The sequence below is a fragment of the Rhodococcus antarcticus genome, assembly GCF_026153295.1.
GTDB lineage: Bacteria > Actinomycetota > Actinomycetes > Mycobacteriales > Mycobacteriaceae > Rhodococcus_D > Rhodococcus_D antarcticus.
Window position 1 is genome coordinate 3,536,465 of record NZ_CP110615.1, and the last position, 21,072, is coordinate 3,557,536.

Consider the following 21,072-nt stretch of genomic DNA (forward strand, 5'->3'; position numbering starts at 1 on the left):
CGGGTGGCCGCGGCCGTGCGGGTGATGGTGGTGGACGACCACCCGATGTGGCGCGACGGGGTGGCCCGGGACCTCACCGCGCACGGGTTCGACGTGGTGGCCACGGCCGACGGGGTGGATTCCGCCGAGCGGATCGCCCGCGCCGTCACCCCGGACGTGGTGCTCATGGACATGCAGCTCGGCACGGGCTCCGGGGTGGACGCCACCGCCAAGGTGCTCGCGGTCTCCCCGCGCAGCCGGGTGCTCGTGCTGTCCGCGTCCGGGGAGCAGTCCGACGTGCTCGACGCCGTGAAGGCCGGGGCGTCGGGCTACCTCGTCAAGAGCGCGTCCATCACCGAGCTCGTGGCCGCGGTGCGGGCCACCGCGGCCGGCCAGGCGGTGTTCACCCCCGGGCTGGCCGGGCTGGTGCTCGGCGAGTACCGGCGGATGTCGGCCGCACCCGCCGCCCCGGGCCCGGCGCTGCCCCGGCTGACCGAGCGGGAGACCGAGGTGCTGCGCCTGGTGGCCAAGGGGATGAGCGCGCGGCAGGCTGCCGCCAAGCTCGTCATCAGCCACCGCACGGTGGAGAACCACGTCCAGTCCACCCTGCGGAAGCTGCAGCTGGCCAACCGCGTGGAGCTCGCCCGGTACGCCATCGAGCACGGTCTGGGCTGAGCGCCCTGTGTGTGATTTCTGTACCCAGGAGGCGAGTTTTCGATCACAATGGTGGGGCCCGAGAGGGAGGACCACCCCGTGACCATGCTCGCCGAGCGGTTCGACCGCGCTGTCGGCGTGCTGCTCGCCGAGCACCCCGAGGACGACGAGGGCCGCATGTTCCACTCCCGGGGGCTGCGCACCGGCGGGCACTTCTACGCGTTCTGCCCCACTACCGATGGCGTGGTGCTGAAGCTGCCGGCGGCGCGGGTGGCGGAGCTGGTCGCCTCGGCCGAGGGTGCCCCGTGCTCACCGAGGCCGGGCCGGCCGATGCGGGAGTGGGTCCGGGTGGACCCGGTCGACCAGCGGACGTTGACCGCGTACCTGCGGGAGGCCCGTTCCTTCGTCGCCGGGTAGTCGTGCGGGGTGCGAGGTCGACAGGCCACCTGCCGGTCGCACGAGCACAATAGGGCCATGAGCAGCCTCCGCGACGCCGTGCGCACCGAGCTCGAGGTCCGCGAGTCCGTCGACCCCGCCGTCGAGGTCGAGCAGCGCGTGCAGTTCCTCGTCGACTACCTGGCCGCCACCCCGGCCCGCGGCTTCGTGCTCGGGGTCAGCGGCGGGCAGGACAGCACCCTGGCGGGCCGGCTGTGCCAGCTGGCCGCCGAGCGGGTGCGCGCCGGGGGTGGCACCGCCGAGCTGGTGGCCGTGCGCCTGCCGCACGGGGTGCAGGCCGACGAGGACGACGCCCAGGTCGCGCTGCGGTTCATCCAGCCCGACCGCTCGGTGGTCGTGGACATCGCCCCGGCCGTCGCCGCCACGGCCGCGCAGGTCACCGCGGCCCTCGGTGAGCCGCCCAGCGACTTCGTGCGCGGCAACCTCAAGGCGCGCGAGCGGATGGCGTCGCAGTACGCGATCGCCGGTCAGCTCGGCCACCTCGTCGTCGGCACCGACCACGCCGCCGAGGCCGTCACCGGGTTCTTCACCAAGTACGGCGACGGCGGTGTGGACGTGACCCCGCTGACCGGGCTGACCAAGCGCCAGGGTGCGGCGCTGCTGGAGCACCTGGGCGCCCCGCCGAGCACGTGGTCCAAGGTGCCGACGGCCGACCTGGAGGACGACCGTCCGGGCCTGGCCGACGAGGAGGCCCTCGGGGTCACCTACGCCCAGGTCGACGACTACCTCGAGGGCCGCGACGTCGACGAGGCGGCCGTGGCCCGCATCGAGGGGCTGTTCACCAACACCCGCCACAAGCGGGCGGTGCCGGTGACACCGTTCGACGCCTGGTGGCGCTGAGTCCCTCGTGGCGCTGAGTCCCTCGTGACGCTGAGCCGGCAGCCGGGGTGTGCCCGGGCCGAGCCGAACCGGGACGTCCGAATCGAGTAGTTCTGCTCTGGTTGTGCCGGGTCCGATCATCCACGCTCAGCACATGACGCAGACCGGTGGGCGCGAGGACGTGGTGGCTCGTCTCTCCGAGGAGGTGGGCCGGCTCGGTGGGCGGCTCCAGGAGATCGGCATCGAGCTGCAGGCGCTGCCGGCCGCGGGTGCCACCTCGCGACCGTCGGCCGTCGAGCCCGGCCCGACGCCGTTCGTCCCGGCGCCGTTCGCGCACGCCCCCGCGACGTGGACCCCACCGTTGGCGCCCGACCCGTCCGCGGGGTGGTGGAACCCCCTGGGCCTGCCGGGCGCGGCGCCGTCCGCACCCGCGGGTCCGGCGCTCGTGGGTCCGGCCCGGGTCGCCGGACCGGCCGTCGGACCCGGACCGGCCGTCGGACCCGGACCGGCCTGGGGACCCGCGTGGGGGCCCGGTCCCGGGGCGGCCCCGCCGCTGCCGCGCGTGCACTGGTGGCAGCGCGAGGGTGCCGCGAGCCGGGCCGTGGCCGTCGCCGGCTCCGCGGTCACCCTGATCGGCGTGGTGATGCTGCTGGTGCTCGCCGCGCAGGGGGGCTGGTTCGGCCCGGTGCCGCGCGTGGTGGGTGGGGCCGTGCTCGCGCTCGGGCTGGTGGGGCTGTCGCTGCGGGTGCACCAGCGGGACAACGGTCAGGCCGGGGCCGTCGCGCTGGCCGGGACCGGGGCGGCCGGGCTCTACCTCGACGTGGTCGCGGCCACTGCCGTCTACGGGTGGCTGCCCGAGCCGGTCGGTCTCGCGCTCGGCGCCGCGGTGGCGACGGGCGGGCTGGCGCTCGCGCACCGGTGGAGCTCGCAGAGCCTCGCCGTGGTGGTGGTGGCGGGAGCGGCCGTGCTCTCGCCCGCGCTCGCCGAGCCGGGCAGCCTCCTGCTCGTCGCGTTCCTGCTCGTGCTGCAGGTCGGATCGGCCGGTGCGGCCGCCCTCGCCGCCCGGGAGCGGCGCTGGCCGGTGCTCGCCGTGGTGGGCATCGTCCCGCCCGTGCTGGCTGCTCTCGGCGCGGTGGCGGCCGCCCCCGCCGACGCCACCGGGCGGCTCCTGGTGGTGCTCACCTGCCTGCTGGTCACCGCGACCGGGCTGGGCCTGGCGCTGGTGGACCTGCGCCGACGGCCGACCGACGTGGTGGCCACCGGCTCGCTCGCCCTCGCCGTCAGCCCCTCGCTGGTGGCCGCCGGGCTGCTCGAGCACTGGGCGGCCGTCGCGGTCGCCGGCGGGCTCGCGGCCGTGCTGGTGGTGCTGGTGGTCACCGGGGGTGCGCTGGCCGGCCGGGCCCGCGGCACGCTGGTGGCCCTGGCCGCGGTGGCGCTGTTCCAGGCCACCGCCACCGCCGCGTCCGCGGACTCGGCCGCCGCGGCGCTGCTCGTCGAGGGCCTGCTGCTCACCGCGCTGGCCCACCGCGTCCGCTCCCGGACGGTGCTGCTCACCGCGGTCGTCTACGGGGCGCTCGGTACCGTCACCCTCGCGGTGCGGCTGCCGGCGAGCTCCCTGGTGACGGCGGGCGGGGCGCTCTCGGACGCCACCGGAGCCACCACGCTGGCCGCCGTCCTGCTCGTCGCCGCCGTGGTCGCCCTCGCGGCCGAGGTCCGCTGGTCGCACGTGGTCGCCCACCCGCAGCCGCTGTGGTGGATCGGTGCGGCGGTGGCCCTCTACGGCACCACCGCCGCGCTGGTCGCGGGCTCGGTCCTCGTCCTAGACCGTCCCGGTTTCGTGGTCGGCCACAGCGCCGCCACGGTGGTCTGGGTCGCCGTCGGACTGGTGCTGCTCGCCCGGGGCCTGGCCCGGGGCGGCCCGGTCGAGGCGAGGGTGGCCGGGCTGCTCCTGGTGGCGGCGGCCGTGGCCAAGCTCCTGCTGTTCGACCTCTCGGCGCTCAACGGCGTCGCCCGGGTGGCCGCCTTCCTGGTCACCGGGCTGCTCCTGCTCTGGCGCGGGGCCCTGGCCCGGAGCGAGAACGCGAAGCCCGGGCAGCCGGGAGCCTGACCGCGCCGGGCCCGGGCAGCACGCGCAGGATGGCCCGGTGCACCTCAGCCTCGATGCCGTCGGACCCGCGACCCCCGAGCTCGTCTGGGAGCGGTACGCCCGCCCCGCCCGCTGGTCGGAGTGGTCGCCGCAGATCCGTCGGGTGGACTGCGCCGACGAGGAGCTCCGGGTCGGCAGCACCGGCCGCGTGCACGGCCCGCCCGGGGTGGCCGTGGACTTCACCGTGCTCGCTCTGGACCCCGTGAGCCGTACCTGGTCGTGGCAGGTGCGGGTGCTGCTGGTGGGGGTGCGGCTGCACCTGGAGCACGGCGTGGACGACCACGAGCTGGGGGTGCGCACCTGGTTGCGGCTGCACGGCCCGGCTCCGGTGGTGGTGGCCTACGCCCCGGTCGCGCGCTGGGCCCTGCACCGCCTCGTGCGCCCCTGAGCCGGGACGCCCTCGAGCCAGGCGCGCCCACGACAATGTTGTTGTAGTTTCAATCATCTGGCACACTGCACGGCATGCGACTCGGCATCGACAGCTTCGTCTCCAAGGTCACCGACCCCTCCACCGAGCAGGTGTACAGCCCCGTGCAGCGGGTCGCGCACCTGCTCGAGGAGATCGCCCGCGCCGACGAGGTGGGCCTGGACCACTTCGGCATCGGCGAGCACCACCGGGCCGAGTACTACGACTCCGCACCCGTCGTGCTGCTGTCGGCCGCCGCGGCGCGGACGACGAACATCCGCCTCAACAGCGCGGTCGCGGTGCTCTCGGCGGCCGACCCGGTGCGGGTGTTCCAGGAGTTCGCGACGCTGGACCTCGTCTCCGGCGGGCGCACCGACCTCGTCGTCGGTCGGGGCTCGTTCACCGAGTCGTTCCCGCTGTTCGGCCTGAGCCTGCGCGACTACGACTCGCTGTTCGCCGAGAAGCTTGACCTGCTGCTGCAGATCCGTGAGCAGACCGAGGTGACCTGGTCCGGCCAGCACCGCGCCCCGCTGACCGGGCAGGGCGTGTACCCGCGCCCGGCCCAGGCGCGCATGCCGATCTGGCTCGGCGTCGGCGGCACCCCGGAGAGCTTCATCCGCGCCGGGGTGCTCGGCCTGCCGCTGATGGTGGCGATCATCGGGGGCGAGCCGCGCGGGTTCGCCCCGCTGATCGACCTCTACCGCGAGGCCGGCCGGCGGGCCGGGCACCCGCCGGAGCAGCTGCAGGTGGGCCTGCACGTCTTCGGCTACGTCGGCGAAACCGACGAGCAGGCCCGCGAGCTGTTCTACCCGGGCTGGCAGGAGATGTTCACCAGGATCGCGTCCGAGCGCGGGGGCTCGCGTCCCACCCGCGCCGGCTTCGACGCCACCTGCGGTCCGACGGGTGCCTACTTCATCGGTGCGCCGGAGACGGTGGCCGCGAAGGTCCTCTCGGTGTCCGAGGCCGTGGGTGGGGTGGACCGCATCTCCCTGCAGATGACCAACTGGCGGCTCTCGCACGAGGACCTGCTGCACGGCATCGAGCTCCTCGGCACCGGGGTCGCACCGATCGTCCGCGCGGCCGTCGGACGGAACTGATCCGACCGGCGCAGCCGCCGGGCAGGATGACGCCGGTGAGCGCACCCGAGGACACCCCCGCACCCACGGCCAGCCTCGCGGACGGGGTGCGCGCGATCGTGCCCCTGCTCATCGGGGTCGTGCCGTTCGGACTGGTCGCGGGGCTGACGGCCGTGCAGACCGGGCAGGGCTGGCTCGGGGCGGTGGTGTTCTCGGTGGTGGTCTACGCCGGGGCGGCCCAGCTCGCCGCGCTCGACCTGCTCGGCGGGGGGACGTCGGTGCTCGTGGTCGTGCTCACCGCGCTCGTGATCAACAGCCGCTACGTCCTGTACTCCGCCTCGCTGGCTCCGTCGTTGAGCGAGGTGCCCCGCACCCGCCGCCTGCTGGGTTCCTACCTGCTCACCGACCAGGGGTACGCCGTCAGCCTGGTGCGCTTCCGCTCCCCGGTGGACGCGCCCGGCCGGTGGCGGTTCTACCTCGGCGCCAGCACGGTCATGTGGGCGACGTGGCAGGTCTCCACCGTGCTGGGTGCGCTGGTCGGCGGCGCCGTGCCCAGCGACGTCCCGCTGTCCTTCGCGGTGCCGCTGGCCTTCCTCGCCCTGCTCGTGCCGGTCGTGACCGACACCCCCACGGCCCTCGCCGCCGTGGTGTCGGGGGTGGTGGTCGTGGTCGCGTACCCGCTGGGCACCGGGGCGTTCCCGCTCGCGGCGGTGTGCGGGATCGCCGCCGGCGCGGCGCTGGCCCTGCTACCTCGGCGCACGGCGTGACCACGGCCGGGCTTGTCGCCGCCATCCTCATCGGCCTGGGCACGGTGGCGCTGCGGGGCAGCGTGGTGGTGCTGGCGGAGAAGATGGGTGAGGTGCCGCCCCGGGTGACCCAGGTGCTGCGGATGATCCCGGCCGCATCCCTGGCCGCCCTGGTCACGCCCGCCCTGTTCCGGCCGGCGGGTGCGTTCGACCTGCTCTCCCCGGAGCTGCTCGCCGGGGTGCTCGCGCTGCTGGTGGCGTGGTGGACGAAGAACCTGTTCCTGACGATCGTCGTCGGGCTCGTCGCCGTCGCCCTGCTGGGCCTCGTGCTCTGAGTGGCTCGGTGCTACCGCCCCAGCAGGGCCGCGAGCGGGCGGAACGGCTGCAGCCAGGCGCCCTCCTCGGGCAGCGAGTCCAGGTTGATGCGCGGCAGCGGCTCGCGGAACACCCCGGGGATGTCCTCCAGGTCGAGGAACTCCACGTAGTCCGAGGCCACGGCCCACGCCGCGTGCTCGCGGAAGCCCAGCACCTGCACGGGGATGCCCTCGGCGGCCATCTCCTCCAGCGGCTCGCGGAAGCACTGCCCGTCGGCCGAGGCGACGATGATCCCGGCCAGGCCGGTGGTGTGCTGGCGCAGCGCGATGTGGTCGAGCATGTCGCCGTCGACGTCGGAGTCCTCGTGCGTCTTCGGCTTGGCGAAGACGGCGAACCCGACGTTGCGCAGCGCCTCGACCCAGGGGCGCACCGTGTCGGCGCTGCCGTGCGCGATGTTGGTGAAGACCGTCGCCTCGGGCTCGAGGTCGCGCCCACCGCCGTGGGTGAGCTGCAGGTCGGCGGTGCGCGTGAGCAGCCAGCGGCCGAGCGCGTCGAAGCGTGGGCGGTAGGCCGCCGTCGGGCGTCCCCCCAGGATCGAGCCCAGGCCCATGTCGAGGTTCGGTGCGTCCCAGACGAGCAGGACCTTCTCGGCGACGTCCGGCTGGTGGCCGGCCGGGACCTGGGTGGGCGGGGTCATGCCTGGAGTCTGCCCCACACGAGGTCGGTGATGGCGACGTCCGCGTCCACCGCGCGACCCTCGAACTTGGTGACGGGGCGCTCCAGCGACACCGGTGCGGGACCCTCGTGCCGGGCGAGCAGCGGCTCCGCGTCCCCGGTGCGCGCGATCTGCTCCGCGTAGCCGGCGATGTCGGTGGCCACGTGCAGCACCCCGCCCGGGCGCAGCCGCGAGGCCATCAGCCCCACCATCGCCGGTTGCAGCAACCGCCGCGGCAGGTGCTTGCGCTTGGGCCACGGGTCGGGGAAGAACACCCGCACCGCCGTCAGCGACCCCGGGCCCAGCAGGTGCCGCAGCACCGTGAGGGCGTCGCCGTGCAGGGCGCGGACGTTGGTCGTCCGAGCGCGCTCGCAGTGCTGGAACAGCTGGGCGATCCCCGGGCGGTAGACCTCCACGGCGAGCACGTCCACGTCCGGCTCGGCCGCCGCCATCACCGCGGTGGCCGTCCCGGTGCCGAAGCCCACCTCGAGCACCAGCGGGGCGCTGCGGCCGAACCACGCCGCGGTGTCCAGCCGCTCCGGCACCACCTGGCCCTCGGGCGGCACGCCGGCCCCGATGCCGCCGGGACCGTGGTCGTACGGCGCCACCACCGCGCCCCACTGCGGCCAGCGCCGGTCCCAGGCGAGCTGCTGGTTGGCCGTCAGGGCGTCGCGGCGCGGGCGGAAGCTGACCACGCGGGCCATCGAGGTCGGTGGGATCGGCTGCACGATCCCATCGTCCCGCACCGCGACCGCCGGGGTGATCGGGGCCGACATCGGCCTGGGCCTGGCGGTCGTGCTCGTCCTGCCGGTCGCCGCCGCCCTGCTCGTGCTGGTCCTGGTCCTGGTGCTGGCCTGGCGTCAGCCGCGACCACCGCGGCGGAGGTGATCGTGACCGGGTGCCGTGCCCGACCGGCCACGACCGCCGTTCTCACCGGTCCAGGCACGGACCGTGACGTGTACACCTGTGCACCGGGCTGGTAGACCTCACGGTGACGGCGGTCACCGGGGACCGGCGCGGACGGGGAGGCACGAGACATGCGGCTCTGGCACAGGATCGGGACCACGGTGGTGGGGGTTGCTGCCCTGCTGGCGACCACGGCGGGCACCGGGCAGGCGGCCACCGCCACCCCACCCGAAGGTCCGGTGCAGTCGACCTTCCCCGCGGCGCTGCTCTACTCCTCGATCCACGCGAGCGCCTCGCCGCCCGGGGCGAACGACTTCGCCTGCAAGCCCGCCGCCGCCCACCCGCGCCCGGTGGTGCTGGTCCACGGCACCGTGGAGAACGCCTACGACAACTGGGCCGAGCTCAGCCCGCAGCTCAAGGCCGACGGCTACTGCGTGTTCGCGCTCAACTTCGGGGACACCGTCCCGGGGGGGACCAACCCCTTCAAGGGCCTCGGCGACATCCCGGCCAGCGCCCGCCAGCTGAGCGCCTACGTCGACTCGGTGCTCGCGGCCACAGGTGCGTCCGAGGTGGACATCGTCGGGCACTCCCAGGGCGGGATGATGCCGCGGTACTACCTGAAGAACCTGGGTGGTGCGAGCAAGGTCGGCTCGCTGGTGGCGCTGGCTCCGTCCAACTACGGCACCGTCTTCTACGGCGTGCTCCCGCTGGTCGCGGCCCTTCCCGGCGGCGAGGCGGTCACCTCGCTGGCCTGCGCCGCGTGCGTGCAGCAGCGCCAGGGCTCGAGCTTCCTGAACACCCTCAACGCCGGCGGCGACACGGTGCCGGGGGTGAGGTACACGGTGATCACGACGTCCTACGACGAGGTGGTCATGCCGTTCACCAACACCTACCTCAAGGACCCGGGTGCGACGAACATCAACCTGCAGCAGGTCTGCGGGCTGGACTTCACCGACCACCTCGGCATCTCCTACGACCCCATCGCCCAGCGACTGGTCCGCAACGCCCTCGACCCGGCCACGGCCAAGGCCCCGACCTGTCGGTACGTCCCGCCGCTGGTGAGCTAGAACCAGCGGTCGAGCTCCGCGGCGGCGCCGTCCTGCGCCACCGTGCCGGTCACGGCGTCGGCCGCGGAGCGCACCACCTCCAGCGCCTGCCCCATGGCGACCCCGCGCCCGGCCCAGGCGAGCATCTCCGTGTCGTTGGTGCCGTCGCCCACGGCCAGCACGTCGGCGGCGTCCACCCCGAGCCCGGCGCACACCACCGCGAGCGCGCTGGCCTTGGAGACGCCCTCGGCCACGAGCGTCAGCCAGGCGAAGCCCTGCAGGTCCAGGGTGGCAGTGGTGCCCGGCAGGTCCACCCCGTCGAGGGCGTGCTCCGCGGTGCTGGTGTCCAGCTCGGGCCACCACGCGATGGCCCGCGTGGTCGTGCCCTCGACCAGTGCGGCGCGGGGCACCACCTCGGCGGCACCGCTGAGGGCCCCGGGTGGGAACGGTGCGCTCAGGCGGTGCCCGGAACCCAGGTGCTCCACGGCGTAGCGCGCCCCGGGCACGTGCTCGTCGAGGACCCGCAGCGCCGGGGCGGGGTCGAACACCGCCAGCGCGGTGGCCGTGCCGGTGGCCGCGTCCACCCGCACCGCGCCGTTGGAGCAGACGGCGGTCCCGGTGCGCAGGCCCAGGGCCTCGAGCACCGCGATCGTGCCGAGCACGGTGCGGCCGGTGGCGATGACGACGTGCGCACGCTCGGCGGCCCGGGCCACCGCGGCCCGGACGGTCGGGCTGATGACGCCGGTGGCGTCGAGCAGGGTGCCGTCGACGTCGAGGGCCACGAGCCGTGGCGTCCAGGTGCTCACGCGCAGACGCTAACGGGCCCCCGGCGGTGCTCAGGCCCCGGAGTCGATGTCGGCGTTGAAGCGCAGCAGCAGGGCGGCGAAGCGGTCCCGGTCCTCGACGGGCCAGTGCTCGATCACCTCGCGCAGCGGGGCGAGCCGCCGCTCCCGCACCGCCAGCACCTCGGCCAGCCCGGCGCCGTTCAGCGAGACCAGCCCGGACCGGCTGTCGAGCGGGTCGTCCAGCACCTCGAGCAGCCCGGCCGCGACGAGCCGGGTCACCTGGCGGCTGACCGTCGGCTTGCTCACCCCGAGCCGCTCGGCGAGCTGGGCCAGGCGCTGGGCGCCGTGCAGCTCGACGACGACGAGCAGGGGGTAGGTGAAGCGGTCGACGGCGCCGCCGCTGCCGTACCCCGCCGCCCACACCTGCTCCAGGGTGCGCCGCAGCATCACGGTCACCTCGCGCTCGATCACCCCGACGGCGTCCTTCGACGCGGGGGCGTGCGGCGCAGGGTCGTCCGGACGTCCAGGCATCGATCGAGCGTACGCAGGGTGCGCCCACCCCGGCCGACGGGACGGGCACGGTCGCCCACGCGTGACACGACCCCGGTCACGGCGCTCCACGACCGGGGCGCCGGGAGCGCGTCCAGCACTCCGCTGGCGCCCCGATCCCTGCTCCCGGTGCGAGAGCGGCGCCGGCCGCACCCCGGCGCGGACGTCGGACACCCGGATCGGGGACCGATGAGCTCGTCAGGCCCGCGCGCGACGCCCCGACCGCAGGACGCGCGGGTACGCACGGGTACGCACGGGTACGCACGGGTACGCACGGGTACGCACGAGCATGCACCCCACCGTCGGTCAGCCGCCGTCCGCCACCCCCCGCGCGGACGAACCGGACGTGTCGGCCTCCGGCGAGTTCGCGCGACACCCGCGGGGGAGGGAACGTCGTGACGGTCACCACCACGGTGAGCACGTCCACGGGGCTCCCGGCACCGTCGGAGTGGCGTGGCGGCCGAGCACCGCCCCCGCTGGGGTCAGCGGCTGTAGGGGAAGAACCCGCGGCCGGTCTTGCGACCCAGCAGCCCGGCGTCGACCATCCGCAGCAGCAGCGGGGGCGGGGCGTACAGGGGTTCCTTGAACTCCTGGTACATCGACTGCGCCACGGCGGCGGTGGTGTCCAGGCCGATGAGGTCGGCCAGCGCGAGCGGACCCTGGGGGTGCGCGCAGCCCTGCACCATGCCGGCGTCGATGTCCGCCGCGCTCGCGAAGCCCGACTCCATCATCCGGATCGCCGAGAGGATGTAGGGGATGAGCAGGGCGTTGACGATGAACCCCGCGCGATCCTGGCTGCGGATGGTGGTCTTGCCCAGCTGCTCCTCGGCGAACGTCGTCACCGTGGCCAGGGTCTCCTCCGAGGTGAGCAGGCTCGCGACGATCTCCACCAGCGGCAGCACCGGCGCGGGGTTGAAGAAGTGCACCCCCACGACGCGGTCGGCCCGCCCGGTCACCGTGGCCATCTTGACCAGCGGGATCGACGACGTGTTCGAGGCCAGGATCGTCTCGGGGGGCAGCAGCGCGTCGAGCCGGCGGAACAGGTCGAGCTTGAGCTCCTCGACCTCGGGGACCGCCTCGACGACCAGCTCGCAGTCGACGACGCCCGCCAGGTCCGCGGTGACCGTGACGCGGGCCGCGGCCGCCGTGGAGTCCGCCTCGCTGAGCCGTCCACCCCGCACCGCGCGATCCAGGGACTTCAGGATCCGGCCGTGCGCCACCTCGACGGCGTCGGCCGCCGACTCCACCACCACGACGGTGGCGCCGGCCCGGGCGCACACCTCCGCGATGCCCGCCCCCATGGTCCCGCCGCCGATGACACCGATCCGCTCCACGGGCTGCCTCCTGATGTTCGGTGATCGTGTCCCGCCAGCGTGCACCCACCCGGTGACGGGCTGAGACGCCGGGGCCGTCCGTGGCACGATCGGCGCCGGTCGACGCGGGTGGCGGTGGTGAGCGGGTCCTGGGGAGGAGCAGCGGTGGCGGAGCGTCCCCTGTGCCGGGCGGTGGACGGCCTGTGCCGGGAGCTGCTCACCCAGGTGGGCCCCGAGCTCGGCCCTGCGGTGCACGACGTCCTCGACCGGCTGCAGGCCCCGCTCCAGGTGGCCGTCACCGGCCGGCTGTCCTCGGGCAAGTCGACGCTGGTCAACGCGCTCATCGGCCGCAAGGTCGCCCCGACCGCGGCCGGGGAGTGCACCCGCCTGGTCACCCGGTTCACCTTCGGCGCCGTGGACCGGGTCGACGTGGTGCTGCACGACGGCCGCGTCATCGGCCTCGGGCTGGACCCGGACGGCACCGTGCCCGCCGACGTCGCCACCCGGGCGGGAGTGGCCCTCGCGGACGTCTCGCACCTCGAGGCGGCCGTCACCAGCGACCTGCTCGCCGAGCTCACCGTCATCGACACCCCCGGCCTGGGCTCGCTGGAGCGCGCGCCGCTGGCCGGCGTGCAGCACGGTGCGGTGGCCGGGGCCGAGGCCGTCCTGCACGTGCTCACCCAGTCCGCGCGGGCCGACGACGCGGAGGCGCTGGCGACCTTCGGGGCGGACACGGCCGGTCGGGAGGCGGGTCCGGCCACCGTGCTCGCCGTGCTCACCAAGGTCGACACCGTGGCCCCGGAGTCCGTCGCCGGGTCGGACGGGTCGGTGTGGGGCGCCGGGCGGGTGCTGGCCGCGGAGCAGGCCCGGGCCCTCGGTGGTCGTGTGGTGGACGTGCTGCCGGTGGTGGGCCTGCTGGCCGAGACGTGCGAGACGGGGGCGTTCACCGCGGTGGACGCCGACGCGCTGCGCACCCTGGCGGGGACCGACGGGGCCGTGCGCACCGCGATGCTGCTGTCGGCGGACCTGTTCACCACCCTGGAGTGCGCGGTCGACGGCCCCACCCGCCTGCGGCTGCTGGACCTGCTCGACCTCTACGGGGTGGGCTGCGCCCTGCGCGCACTGGACGCCGATCCCGAGATGGCCACGGGGCGGTTGCGGGCCGCCCTCGCCGGGGCCTCGGGGTTGGCCGCGGTGCGGGTGCGGCTGCAGCGGGTGCTGGCCGCCCGGGTGGACGTCCTGAAGGCGGCGGCCGCGCTCGGGGCGCTGGCGGGCCTGGCCCGGGGGGACACGGTGGCCGAGGTGGCGGTGCGCGACGGCGTCGAGCGGTTGCTGCGGCTGCCCGAGGCCCACCAGCTGCGGGTGGCCGAGGCGCTGACCCTGCTCACCTCCGGAACCGTCACGCTGCCGGCGGACCTCACCGCCGAGGCCGTGCGGCTGGGCACCGAGACCGATCCCGGCGACCGGGTCGGCACGCCCGGGGCCTCCGTGCGCGAGCTCACCGCCGTGGCCCTGGAGCGTGCGGGGTGGTGGCGGTCGTTCGCCTCGTTCGGAGCCACGCCGTCGCAGGCCCGGATCGCGCACGTGGTGCACCGCGCGTACTTCCTGCTCTGGCAGCAGCTCACCGCCGGGGGTCCGCGGTGACCACCCCCGTGTCCGCCGGGGCCGCCCCGTCCACGCTGCCCACGGAGGTGCGCACCGCCCGCGCCCAGCTCACCGCGCTGCTGGGCGAGGCGGTGCGCCCGGCGAGCACGCCGACGCCGGACACCCCCACCGTGGTCGTGGTGGGTGAGACCGGCCGCGGCAAGAGCTCGCTGGTCAACGCCCTGCTGCACAGCCCGGGGGCGTCGCCGGTGGATGCGGCCGGCCCCACCCCGGTCCACATTGTGCTGGCGCACGCGGAGGTCCCCGTGCTCACGGTGCACCGGGTGGGATGTGCGCCGCTCACCGTCGACCCCGCCGCGCTGACCAGCTGGAACGCCCTGCTCGCCGCGCTGCCGCAGGACGGTCCGCCACCCCGGCACGTCGAGCTCGGGCTGCCGGTCCCGCTGCTGGAGCACCTCACCCTGGTCGACACCCCGGGGGTGGGTGGGCTCGACGGTCTGCACTCCGGGCTCGCGGAGGTGGCCGCGGCCGGGGCCACGGCCCTGCTCGTGGTCCTCGATGCCGGTGCCCCGCTGACCCACCCCGAGCTCGACCTGCTGGCGCGCCTGGGCCGTGACGTGGACACCGTGCTGCTGGCGCTGACCAGGACCGACGTGCACCGCGGCTGGCGCGAGGTGCTGGCGGCCGACCGCGCCCTGCTGGCCAGGCACGTGCCGCGGCTGGCGGGGGTGGTGGTGCACCCGGTGTCCAGCCGGCTGGCCGCAGCCGCCGACTCCGCCCCCACCCCGGAGCTGGCCCGGGTGCTCCGCGAGCAGTCGGGCATCGCCGTGCTGCAGGCCGAGCTGCAGCGCACGGTGGCCCGGCGCGCGGTCATGCTCGGGGAGGCCAACGGCCTGAGGGCGCTGCACTCGGCGCTGGTCGCGGTGGCCCGGGCCGCCCGCACCGAGGCCCGCGCGCTGCAGTCCGGGGAGGGTGCACCCGCCGAGCTGCGCACCCGCCGCACCGAGCTCGTTCAGCAGCGGCGGTCCGGGGCGCGCGCGGCGACCCTGCGGCTGCGGGCGGAGGTTCAGCGCGCCCGGGTGGAGTCCACCCACGAGGTCGCCGCCGGTGTCCGGGAGACCCAGGGCCAGTTCCGGGCCGCCGTCGACGCCGCCGACCGGGAGCGGCTGGAGCTGCTGCCGGCCCAGCTCGACCCGGCGCTGGGTGCGCTGGCGCTGCGGGTCAGCGCGTCGCTGGCGCAGCGGCTGCAGCGGGTGAGCGCGCTGGTGCTGGCGGAGGTGTTCACCGCCGAGGAGGTGGCCGGGCTCGACTCCACGCCGCCCGTCCCGCACGTGCCCGTGCCGGCCGCTCGCCCGGTGGAGAAGCGGGTCAGCGCCTCGGAGGACCGCCTGATGGTGGTGGCGGGGGCCTCGGGCGGGGTGGGGCTGGGCAAGCTCGCGCTGGCCCCGCTGGCGCTGGTGCCGGGGCTGAACCTGGTGCTCGTGCCGCTCACCCTCGGGCTCGGGGCCGGGGCGGCGTGGTGGATGGCCCGCGCCCGCGGGCACGTCGCCGACCGCGCCCACGTCCGGCAGTGGGCCGCCGAGGTGCTCGCGGACGCGCGGTCCAGCCTCGACCAGCTGGTGGCCGAGCAGCTCATCGACACCGAGCACCAGCTGGGTGCGGCCCTGGACGACGCGCTGGCCCGGCGGGTGGCCCAGCTCGACGCGGAGCTGCGGGACGTGGACGCCGCCCTGCGCCTGGATGCGGGGGAGCGGGCCCGGCTCGCCCGTGCCGCCGACGCCCGGCACGCCGAGCTGCTCGCCGGGGCCCAGCGGGCGGCGGCACTGCTCGAGCGGCTTGCCGCGGTGCGCGACCGCCGCTGACGGCCCGCCCGGCCCGCACCGGAACCACGGCGACACCCGGTGCGTCAGACTCCCGGACGACGCCTCACCCGGTGACTGGAAGGACCCCCCGTGCACGACTCCGTGGACCCCGCCGACACCGCGCCCGACGCCGCGCCCGGTGAGCTGACCATCGAGGTCGACGGCCACGAGGCCGCCTACACCGCGACCACCGACCTCGACGGCGACGGCCACGACGACTCGGTCTACGTCTCCGCGCACGACGGTCCCGACGGGGTGACCGACGGCGGCTACGCGTACACCGACACCGACGGCGACGGCAGCGCCGACACCCTCTCCGAGTTCGACGCCCGGGGCGAGGTGGTGGCCCAGGCCGTCCTCGACCCCGACGGGGGCGACTGGCACGAGGTGGCCGCCGGCAGCGTCGACGTCACCGGAGCGGCTGCGGGCGGGGACGTGCCGGTGGCCGGGACGATCACCGTCGACGCCCCGCAGGGACCCGAGGTGGCGGGGGTGGCCAGCTACGACACCGACGGGGACGGCGTGGTCGACACCGCCGTCGCGTCCACCGTGGACGGCACGACCCTGCTCGTCACCGACGTCGACGGGGACGGGGCCGCCGACCTCGTCACCGAGGTGTCCGCCGACGGCACCTACTCCTCCTTCGAGCACACCGGGGAGGGCGAGTGGACCGAGGTCGACAGCGGCTCGCTCGCCGACGGCGGCACCGGTCCGGGGCCCGTCACCACCGACCCCGGCACCGGGGAGTGGACGAGCGCCTGACCGGTGGTCCCGGCCGGCTGCTCCGACGAACCGGACCCGCTGTCGCACACCAGGCTTCTGGATCGATCCCGTGACCGTTCGTGTGAGGCAGCGGACGGCCTTCGTCTCGAAGGTGCTGCGTGCACGGGGTTAGCCTCGTGCCACGACACCCGGCGCCCGGGCCCACCACGACGGTGGACCTGGGCAGCCCCCCGCGAGGGAGGCAGCCGGGCCTGTCCGCTACTCGCGGTCAGGTCACGCGGAGAACACAGGAGAGTGTGATGAGCACAGCGTCCATCCCCGGTCTCGGGGACACGGAGACCCCGCCCACCCAGCACGCCGAGCTCCTCGCCTGGGTGCGGGAGGTCGCCGAGCTGACCACCCCCGACCGCGTGGTCTTCGCCGACGGGTCGGACGCCGAGTGGGACCGGCTCACCACCCGGCTCGTCGAGGCCGGCACCTTCACGCGGCTCAACGACGACATCAAGCCGAACTCGTTCATCGGCAACTCCGACCCCTCCGACGTCGCCCGGGTCGAGAGCCGCACCTACATCTGCTCCCGCGACGAGGCCGACTGCGGGGTGACGAACAACTGGATGGACCCCACGGAGATGCGGGCCGTCATGACCGAGCTGTACCGCGGCTGCATGGCCGGCCGCACGATGTACGTGGTGCCCTTCTGCATGGGTCCGCTGGAGGCTGAGAGCCCCAAGCTCGGCGTGGAGATCACCGACTCCGAGTACGTCGTGGTGAGCATGAAGGTGATGACCCGGATGGGTGCCGCCGCGCTGGAGAAGCTCGGCACCGACGCCCCGTTCGTGAAGGCCCTGCACTCCCTCGGCGCCCCGCTGGCCGACGGCCAGGCCGACGTCGCGTGGCCGTGCAACGAGATCAAGTACATCACCCAGTTCCCCGAGGACCGCGAGATCTGGAGCTACGGCTCCGGCTACGGCGGCAACGCGCTGCTGGGCAAGAAGTGCTTCTCGCTGCGCATCGCCTCGGTGATGGCGCGGGACGAGGGGTGGCTCGCCGAGCACATGCTCATCCTCAAGCTCATCTCCCCCGAGCAGAAGGTGCACTACGTCGCGGCGGCGTTCCCCAGCGCCTGCGGCAAGACCAACCTCGCGATGCTGGAGCCGACCATCCCCGGCTGGCGCGTGGAGACCCTGGGCGACGACATCGCGTGGATGACCTTCGGTGACGACGGCCGGCTGCGCGCCGTGAACCCGGAGTTCGGCTTCTTCGGCGTGGCGCCGGGCACCAACTGGAAGACCAACCCCAACGCCATGCGCACCATCGAGCAGGGGAACTCGCTGTTCACCAACGTCGGCCTGACCGACGACGGCGACGTGTGGTGGGAGGGCATGGAGGGCACGCCCGAGCACCTCGTGGACTGGAAGGGCAACGACTGGGCGCCGGGCTCCGAGGCCCTCTCCAGCCACCCGAACTCGCGGTACTGCACGCCGATGAACCAGTGCCCGATCCTCGCTCCCGAGTGGAACGACCCTGAGGGCGTGCCCATCTCGGCCATCCTGTTCGGCGGTCGGCGCGCCACCACGGTGCCCCTGGTCAACGAGGCCCGCGACTGGCAGCACGGCGTGTTCATGGGGGCGACGCTCTCCAGCGAGCAGACGGCGGCGGCCGAGGGTGCCGTGGGCACCGTGCGCCGCGACCCGATGGCCATGATCCCCTTCATCGGCTACAACGTCGGCGACTACTTCCAGCACTGGATCGACCTGGGCAAGGGCGCCGACGCCGACAAGCTGCCCAAGATCTTCTACGTCAACTGGTTCCGCCGCGGCCCCGAGAAGCAGTTCCTCTGGCCCGGGTTCGGCGAGAACAGCCGCGTGCTCAAGTGGGTCATCGGCCGCCTCGAGGGCACCGCCGCCGCGGTCGAGACCCCCATCGGCCACGTCCCCACCGCCGCGGACCTGGACCTGGACGGGCTCACCGAGCCGGCCGAGGACATCGAGGCCTCGCTCGTGGTCGACGTCGACGAGTGGAAGGCGGAGATCCCGCTCATCGAGGAGTGGTTCGCCAAGATCGGCGACAAGGTCCCCACCGGTCTGCGCGACGAGCTCGAGACCCTGAAGCAGCGCCTGGGCTGACGCCCTGCTGGACCGGCCGACGGCGGGTGGACGCTCCTCGACAGGGGCGGCACCCGCCGTCGGCGCGTCCGGTGTCCCGCCGTCCACCTCCGCGCGGCCGCACCGACGGAGGCGGGCGCCGAGCCGCTGGGCGCGCACCGACGACACTCCACCGCCGCGGACGATCGGTCGGTGACGAGAGGGACGTCACAGCGTTAGGGTCGCCCGACTCGTTCACACACCTGACGGAGGACCGGCGACGATGCCTGACGCCCCGCTCGACAAGCACGGCCCACCGCCGGTGGCCTCCATCAAGAAGAGTGCCTGGAACCTGCTGCTGCTGGTGCCGCTGCTGGTGCTGTTCACGCCCCTGTACAACCGGGACACCCCGGAGCTGTTCGGGCTGCCGATGTACTACTGGTTCCAGTTCGCCTGCGTGCCGCTGGGCGTCATCGCCGTGGCGATCGTGTTCGTGAAGACGAGGCACCACTGATGGGCGGCGGGGTGCAGGTCACCGAGCTCATCGTCTTCCTGATCCTGTTCCTGGCCATCACCGTGATGGGCTTCATGGCCGGCCGCTGGAAGGCCGGCGACCACATGGAGAGCCTCGACGAGTGGGGCCTGGGTGGACGGAAGTTCGGTTCGTGGGTCACCTGGTTCCTCATCGGCGGCGACCTCTACACCGCGTACACCTTCGTGGCGGTGCCCGCGCTGGTCTTCGGGGCCGGCGCCATCGGCTTCTTCGCGCTGCCGTACACGATCGTGGTCTACCCGCTGGTCTTCCTGGCCCTGGTCCGCATGTGGTCGGTCAGCCGCGCCAAGGGCTACGTCACCCCGGCCGACTTCGTCCGGGGCCGCTACGACTCCCCGACGCTGGCGCTGATCGTCGCCATCACCGGCATCGTCGCGACCATGCCCTACATCGCGCTGCAGCTGGTGGGCCTGGAGTCCGTGCTGCGCACCATGGGTCTCAACGGCGGCGGCTTCGGCGGCCACGTGCCGCTGTTCGTGGCCTTCCTGGTGCTGGCCGCGTTCACCTACCAGTCCGGGCTGCGCGCCCCGGCGCTGATCGCGTTCGTCAAGGACGCGCTGATCTACATCGTCATCATCGTCGCCGTCATCTACCTGCCCTCCAAGCTCGGCGGCTGGAGCGCCATCTTCGGGGCGGCCGACGCCAAGTTCACCGCGACCCCGAGCAAGTCCGACGGCATCCTGCTCAACGGCAGCAACCAGCTGCAGTACGCCACCCTTGCGCTCGGCTCGGCCCTGGCGCTGTTCCTCTACCCGCACTCGCTCACCGGGGTGCTCGCCTCCAAGAGCCGCAACGTGATCAAGCGGAACATGGTGGCGCTGCCCGCGTACTCGTTCGTGCTCGGCCTGCTGGCGCTGCTGGGCTACATGGCCATCGCCGCCGGCACCAAGCCCGTCATCAACGCCGCCACCGGCAAGCCCGACACCAACACGATCATCCCGGCGCTGTTCAGCCAGCAGTTCCCCAGCTGGTTCGCCGGGGTCGCCTACGCCGCGATCGGGATCGGCGCGCTGGTGCCGGCCGCGATCATGAGCATCGCCGCGGCCAACCTGTGGACCCGCAACATCTACAAGGAGTACGTGAACAAGGGCGCCACCCCGAAGCAGGAGGCCAAGCAGGCCAAGATCGCGTCCCTGCTGGTCAAGGCAGGTGCGGTGCTGTTCGTGGTGGGGATCGACCCGCAGTTCTCCATCGACCTGCAGCTCATCGGCGGTGTGATCATCCTGCAGACGCTGCCCGCGGTGGGGATCGCGCTGTACACCCGGTTCTTCCACCGCTGGGCGTTGATCGCCGGGCTGCTGTCGGGCCTGGCGTACGGGCTGTGGCTGCTCTACGGCATCCCGAACCCGGGCAACGGCAAGCTGCACTTCGGGGGCTCGGCCCTGGCGCTGAGCAAGGTCGACGTGTTCGGCTGGCACCCGTTCGGCGCCTCGACGGTGTCGTTCTACGTCGGGTTCGCCGCGCTGCTGGTGAACCTCCTCGTCGCCGTGGCGGTCTCGCTCGTGCTGCGGGCGATGAAGGTGACCGAGGGCCACGACGCCACGGTCGCTGCGGACTACCACGCCGACGACGGGCCGGGGACGGGCTCGGCCTCGACGTTCGAGCCGGGCTCGACGGTGTCGTCCACGTGAGCGCACCGATCAGCCGGTTCCCGGTGGTGGGCCTCGAGGACCTGCCCGAGGACCTGCGCCGGCGCATCGGGGCGATCGCCGAGAAGTCCGGCTTCGTGCCGAACATCTTCCTGGGCCTCGGTCACCGGCCGGCGGAGCTGCGCGGGTTCCTCGACCTGCACGACGCACTGATGGACAAGGGTCCGGGCGAGGACGGGACCGGGCTGAGCAAGGCCGAGCGCGAGCTCGTCGTGGTCGCGACCTCGGGGGCCAACCACTGCACGTACTGCGTGGTGGCGCACGGGGCGATCCTGCGGATCCGGGACAAGGACCCCTACGCCGACAAGGTCGCGGTGAACCCGTGGGCGGTGGCGCTGAGCCCGCGACGGCGCACGATCGTCGACCTCGCGCTGGCCCTGACCCGGGAGCCGGAGCGGTTCACCCAGGGCCACGTCGACACCGCGCTCGCCGACGGGCTCACCCAGGACGAGGTGTGGGACGTCGGCGCGATCACCGCGTTCTTCGCCATGAGCAACCGGCTGGCCAACCTGACCGCGCTCGCGCCGAACGCGGAGTTCGGGGCCATGGGCCGCTGAGCCCGCGGTTCCGGCCCCCGTGGAACGACGTTGTGCGCGCACAACGTCGTTCCCCCGGGCCTTCTTGGCGCGTTCTGCGCGCACAACGTGACGTGGGCCGGGCACGCGCGACCGCGGGGCGACCGGTG

22 protein-coding genes are annotated in these 21,072 nt (G+C 74.1%); 17 read left to right on the forward strand and 5 right to left on the reverse strand.

The features are described 5' to 3' along the window. The first annotated feature begins 24 nt into the window (after positions 1–24). The 8 genes from RHODO2019_RS17245 to RHODO2019_RS17280 all read left to right on the forward strand — a co-directional run bounded on the left by RHODO2019_RS17245 (position 25) and on the right by RHODO2019_RS17280 (position 6,617). Positions 25–654 (forward strand): response regulator, encoded by a 630-nt coding sequence (locus tag RHODO2019_RS17245; protein ID WP_265384847.1) that lies wholly within the window; start codon positions 25–27, stop codon positions 652–654. Positions 655–732: 78 nt separating this feature from the next. Beyond that, positions 733–1,050, forward strand: coding sequence for a hypothetical protein (locus RHODO2019_RS17250; protein WP_265382929.1), 318 nt, complete (start codon positions 733–735; stop codon positions 1,048–1,050). 57 nt (positions 1,051–1,107) lie between these two features. Further along, positions 1,108–1,929 (forward strand): NAD(+) synthase, encoded by an 822-nt coding sequence (gene nadE / locus RHODO2019_RS17255; RefSeq protein WP_265382930.1) that lies wholly within the window; start codon positions 1,108–1,110, stop codon positions 1,927–1,929. A 133-nt stretch (positions 1,930–2,062) separates the two neighbouring features. Beyond that, positions 2,063–4,015, forward strand: a complete 1,953-nt coding sequence (locus RHODO2019_RS17260) for a DUF2339 domain-containing protein (protein ID WP_265382931.1) — start codon at positions 2,063–2,065, stop codon at positions 4,013–4,015. A gap of 37 nt (positions 4,016–4,052) precedes the next feature. Then, positions 4,053–4,442, forward strand: a complete 390-nt coding sequence (locus RHODO2019_RS17265) for an SRPBCC family protein (protein ID WP_265382932.1) — start codon at positions 4,053–4,055, stop codon at positions 4,440–4,442. A gap of 74 nt (positions 4,443–4,516) precedes the next feature. Further along, positions 4,517–5,557: an LLM class flavin-dependent oxidoreductase gene (locus RHODO2019_RS17270; RefSeq protein ID WP_265382933.1), complete on the forward strand. Its 1,041-nt coding sequence runs from the start codon at positions 4,517–4,519 to the stop codon at positions 5,555–5,557. 35 nt (positions 5,558–5,592) lie between these two features. Further along, positions 5,593–6,303, forward strand: a complete 711-nt coding sequence (locus tag RHODO2019_RS17275) for an AzlC family ABC transporter permease (protein ID WP_265382934.1) — start codon at positions 5,593–5,595, stop codon at positions 6,301–6,303. Continuing rightward, positions 6,300–6,617 (forward strand): AzlD domain-containing protein, encoded by a 318-nt coding sequence (locus RHODO2019_RS17280; RefSeq protein WP_265382935.1) that lies wholly within the window; start codon positions 6,300–6,302, stop codon positions 6,615–6,617. The genes RHODO2019_RS17275 and RHODO2019_RS17280 overlap by 4 nt, the downstream gene beginning before the upstream one ends. Positions 6,618–6,628: 11 nt before the next feature. Here the strand turns inward: RHODO2019_RS17280 and RHODO2019_RS17285 are convergent, their stop codons facing one another. Both RHODO2019_RS17285 and trmB read right to left on the reverse strand, forming a co-directional pair. Next, positions 6,629–7,294 carry an NYN domain-containing protein gene (locus RHODO2019_RS17285; protein ID WP_265382936.1) on the reverse strand — a complete coding sequence of 222 codons (666 nt, stop codon included), beginning with the start codon at positions 7,292–7,294 and terminating at the stop codon, positions 6,629–6,631. After that, entirely contained in the window at positions 7,291–8,016 is a 726-nt protein-coding gene (trmB, locus tag RHODO2019_RS17290) for a tRNA (guanosine(46)-N7)-methyltransferase TrmB (RefSeq protein WP_265384848.1), read from the reverse strand. Before trmB ends, RHODO2019_RS17285 begins: the two co-directional genes overlap by 4 nt. Positions 8,017–8,071: 55 nt before the next feature. Between trmB and RHODO2019_RS17295 the strand changes: the two genes are divergently transcribed. Together RHODO2019_RS17295 and RHODO2019_RS17300 are read left to right on the forward strand one after the other, a co-directional pair. After that, positions 8,072–8,200 (forward strand): hypothetical protein, encoded by a 129-nt coding sequence (locus RHODO2019_RS17295; protein ID WP_265382937.1) that lies wholly within the window; start codon positions 8,072–8,074, stop codon positions 8,198–8,200. A gap of 149 nt (positions 8,201–8,349) precedes the next feature. After that, positions 8,350–9,285 carry an esterase/lipase family protein gene (locus RHODO2019_RS17300; RefSeq protein ID WP_265382938.1) on the forward strand — a complete coding sequence of 312 codons (936 nt, stop codon included), beginning with the start codon at positions 8,350–8,352 and terminating at the stop codon, positions 9,283–9,285. Here RHODO2019_RS17300 and RHODO2019_RS17305 read toward each other — a convergent pair. The 3 genes from RHODO2019_RS17305 to RHODO2019_RS17315 form a co-directional block, all read right to left on the reverse strand. Then, positions 9,282–10,070 (reverse strand): HAD family hydrolase, encoded by a 789-nt coding sequence (locus RHODO2019_RS17305; protein ID WP_265382939.1) that lies wholly within the window; start codon positions 10,068–10,070, stop codon positions 9,282–9,284. The genes RHODO2019_RS17300 and RHODO2019_RS17305 overlap by 4 nt on opposite strands. Before the next feature lie 30 nt (positions 10,071–10,100). Next, positions 10,101–10,580, reverse strand: a complete 480-nt coding sequence (locus tag RHODO2019_RS17310; RefSeq protein WP_265382940.1) for a MarR family winged helix-turn-helix transcriptional regulator — start codon at positions 10,578–10,580, stop codon at positions 10,101–10,103. A gap of 500 nt (positions 10,581–11,080) precedes the next feature. Beyond that, entirely contained in the window at positions 11,081–11,932 is an 852-nt protein-coding gene (locus RHODO2019_RS17315) for a 3-hydroxybutyryl-CoA dehydrogenase (protein WP_290428882.1), read from the reverse strand. Between the two features lie 144 nt (positions 11,933–12,076). Between RHODO2019_RS17315 and RHODO2019_RS17320 the strand changes: the two genes are divergently transcribed. The 7 genes from RHODO2019_RS17320 (at position 12,077) to RHODO2019_RS17350 (ending at position 20,944) form a co-directional block, all read left to right on the forward strand. Further along, on the forward strand, positions 12,077–13,555 hold the full coding sequence (locus RHODO2019_RS17320) for a dynamin family protein (RefSeq protein ID WP_265382941.1): 1,479 nt from the start codon (positions 12,077–12,079) through the stop codon (positions 13,553–13,555). Further along, entirely contained in the window at positions 13,552–15,378 is a 1,827-nt protein-coding gene (locus tag RHODO2019_RS17325) for a GTPase (RefSeq protein WP_265382942.1), read from the forward strand. Before RHODO2019_RS17320 ends, RHODO2019_RS17325 begins: the two co-directional genes overlap by 4 nt. A gap of 90 nt (positions 15,379–15,468) precedes the next feature. Further along, entirely contained in the window at positions 15,469–16,140 is a 672-nt protein-coding gene (locus tag RHODO2019_RS17330) for a DUF6802 family protein (protein ID WP_265382943.1), read from the forward strand. A gap of 260 nt (positions 16,141–16,400) precedes the next feature. Further along, positions 16,401–18,227, forward strand: a complete 1,827-nt coding sequence (locus RHODO2019_RS17335; protein ID WP_265382944.1) for a phosphoenolpyruvate carboxykinase (GTP) — start codon at positions 16,401–16,403, stop codon at positions 18,225–18,227. A 241-nt stretch (positions 18,228–18,468) separates the two neighbouring features. Then, positions 18,469–18,699: a DUF3311 domain-containing protein gene (locus RHODO2019_RS17340; RefSeq protein ID WP_265382945.1), complete on the forward strand. Its 231-nt coding sequence runs from the start codon at positions 18,469–18,471 to the stop codon at positions 18,697–18,699. Further along, on the forward strand, positions 18,699–20,369 hold the full coding sequence (gene mctP, locus RHODO2019_RS17345) for a monocarboxylate uptake permease MctP (RefSeq protein WP_265382946.1): 1,671 nt from the start codon (positions 18,699–18,701) through the stop codon (positions 20,367–20,369). Before RHODO2019_RS17340 ends, mctP begins: the two co-directional genes overlap by 1 nt. Continuing rightward, positions 20,366–20,944 (forward strand): peroxidase-related enzyme, encoded by a 579-nt coding sequence (locus RHODO2019_RS17350; protein ID WP_265382947.1) that lies wholly within the window; start codon positions 20,366–20,368, stop codon positions 20,942–20,944. The genes mctP and RHODO2019_RS17350 overlap by 4 nt, the downstream gene beginning before the upstream one ends. Positions 20,945–21,072 lie beyond the last annotated feature (128 nt).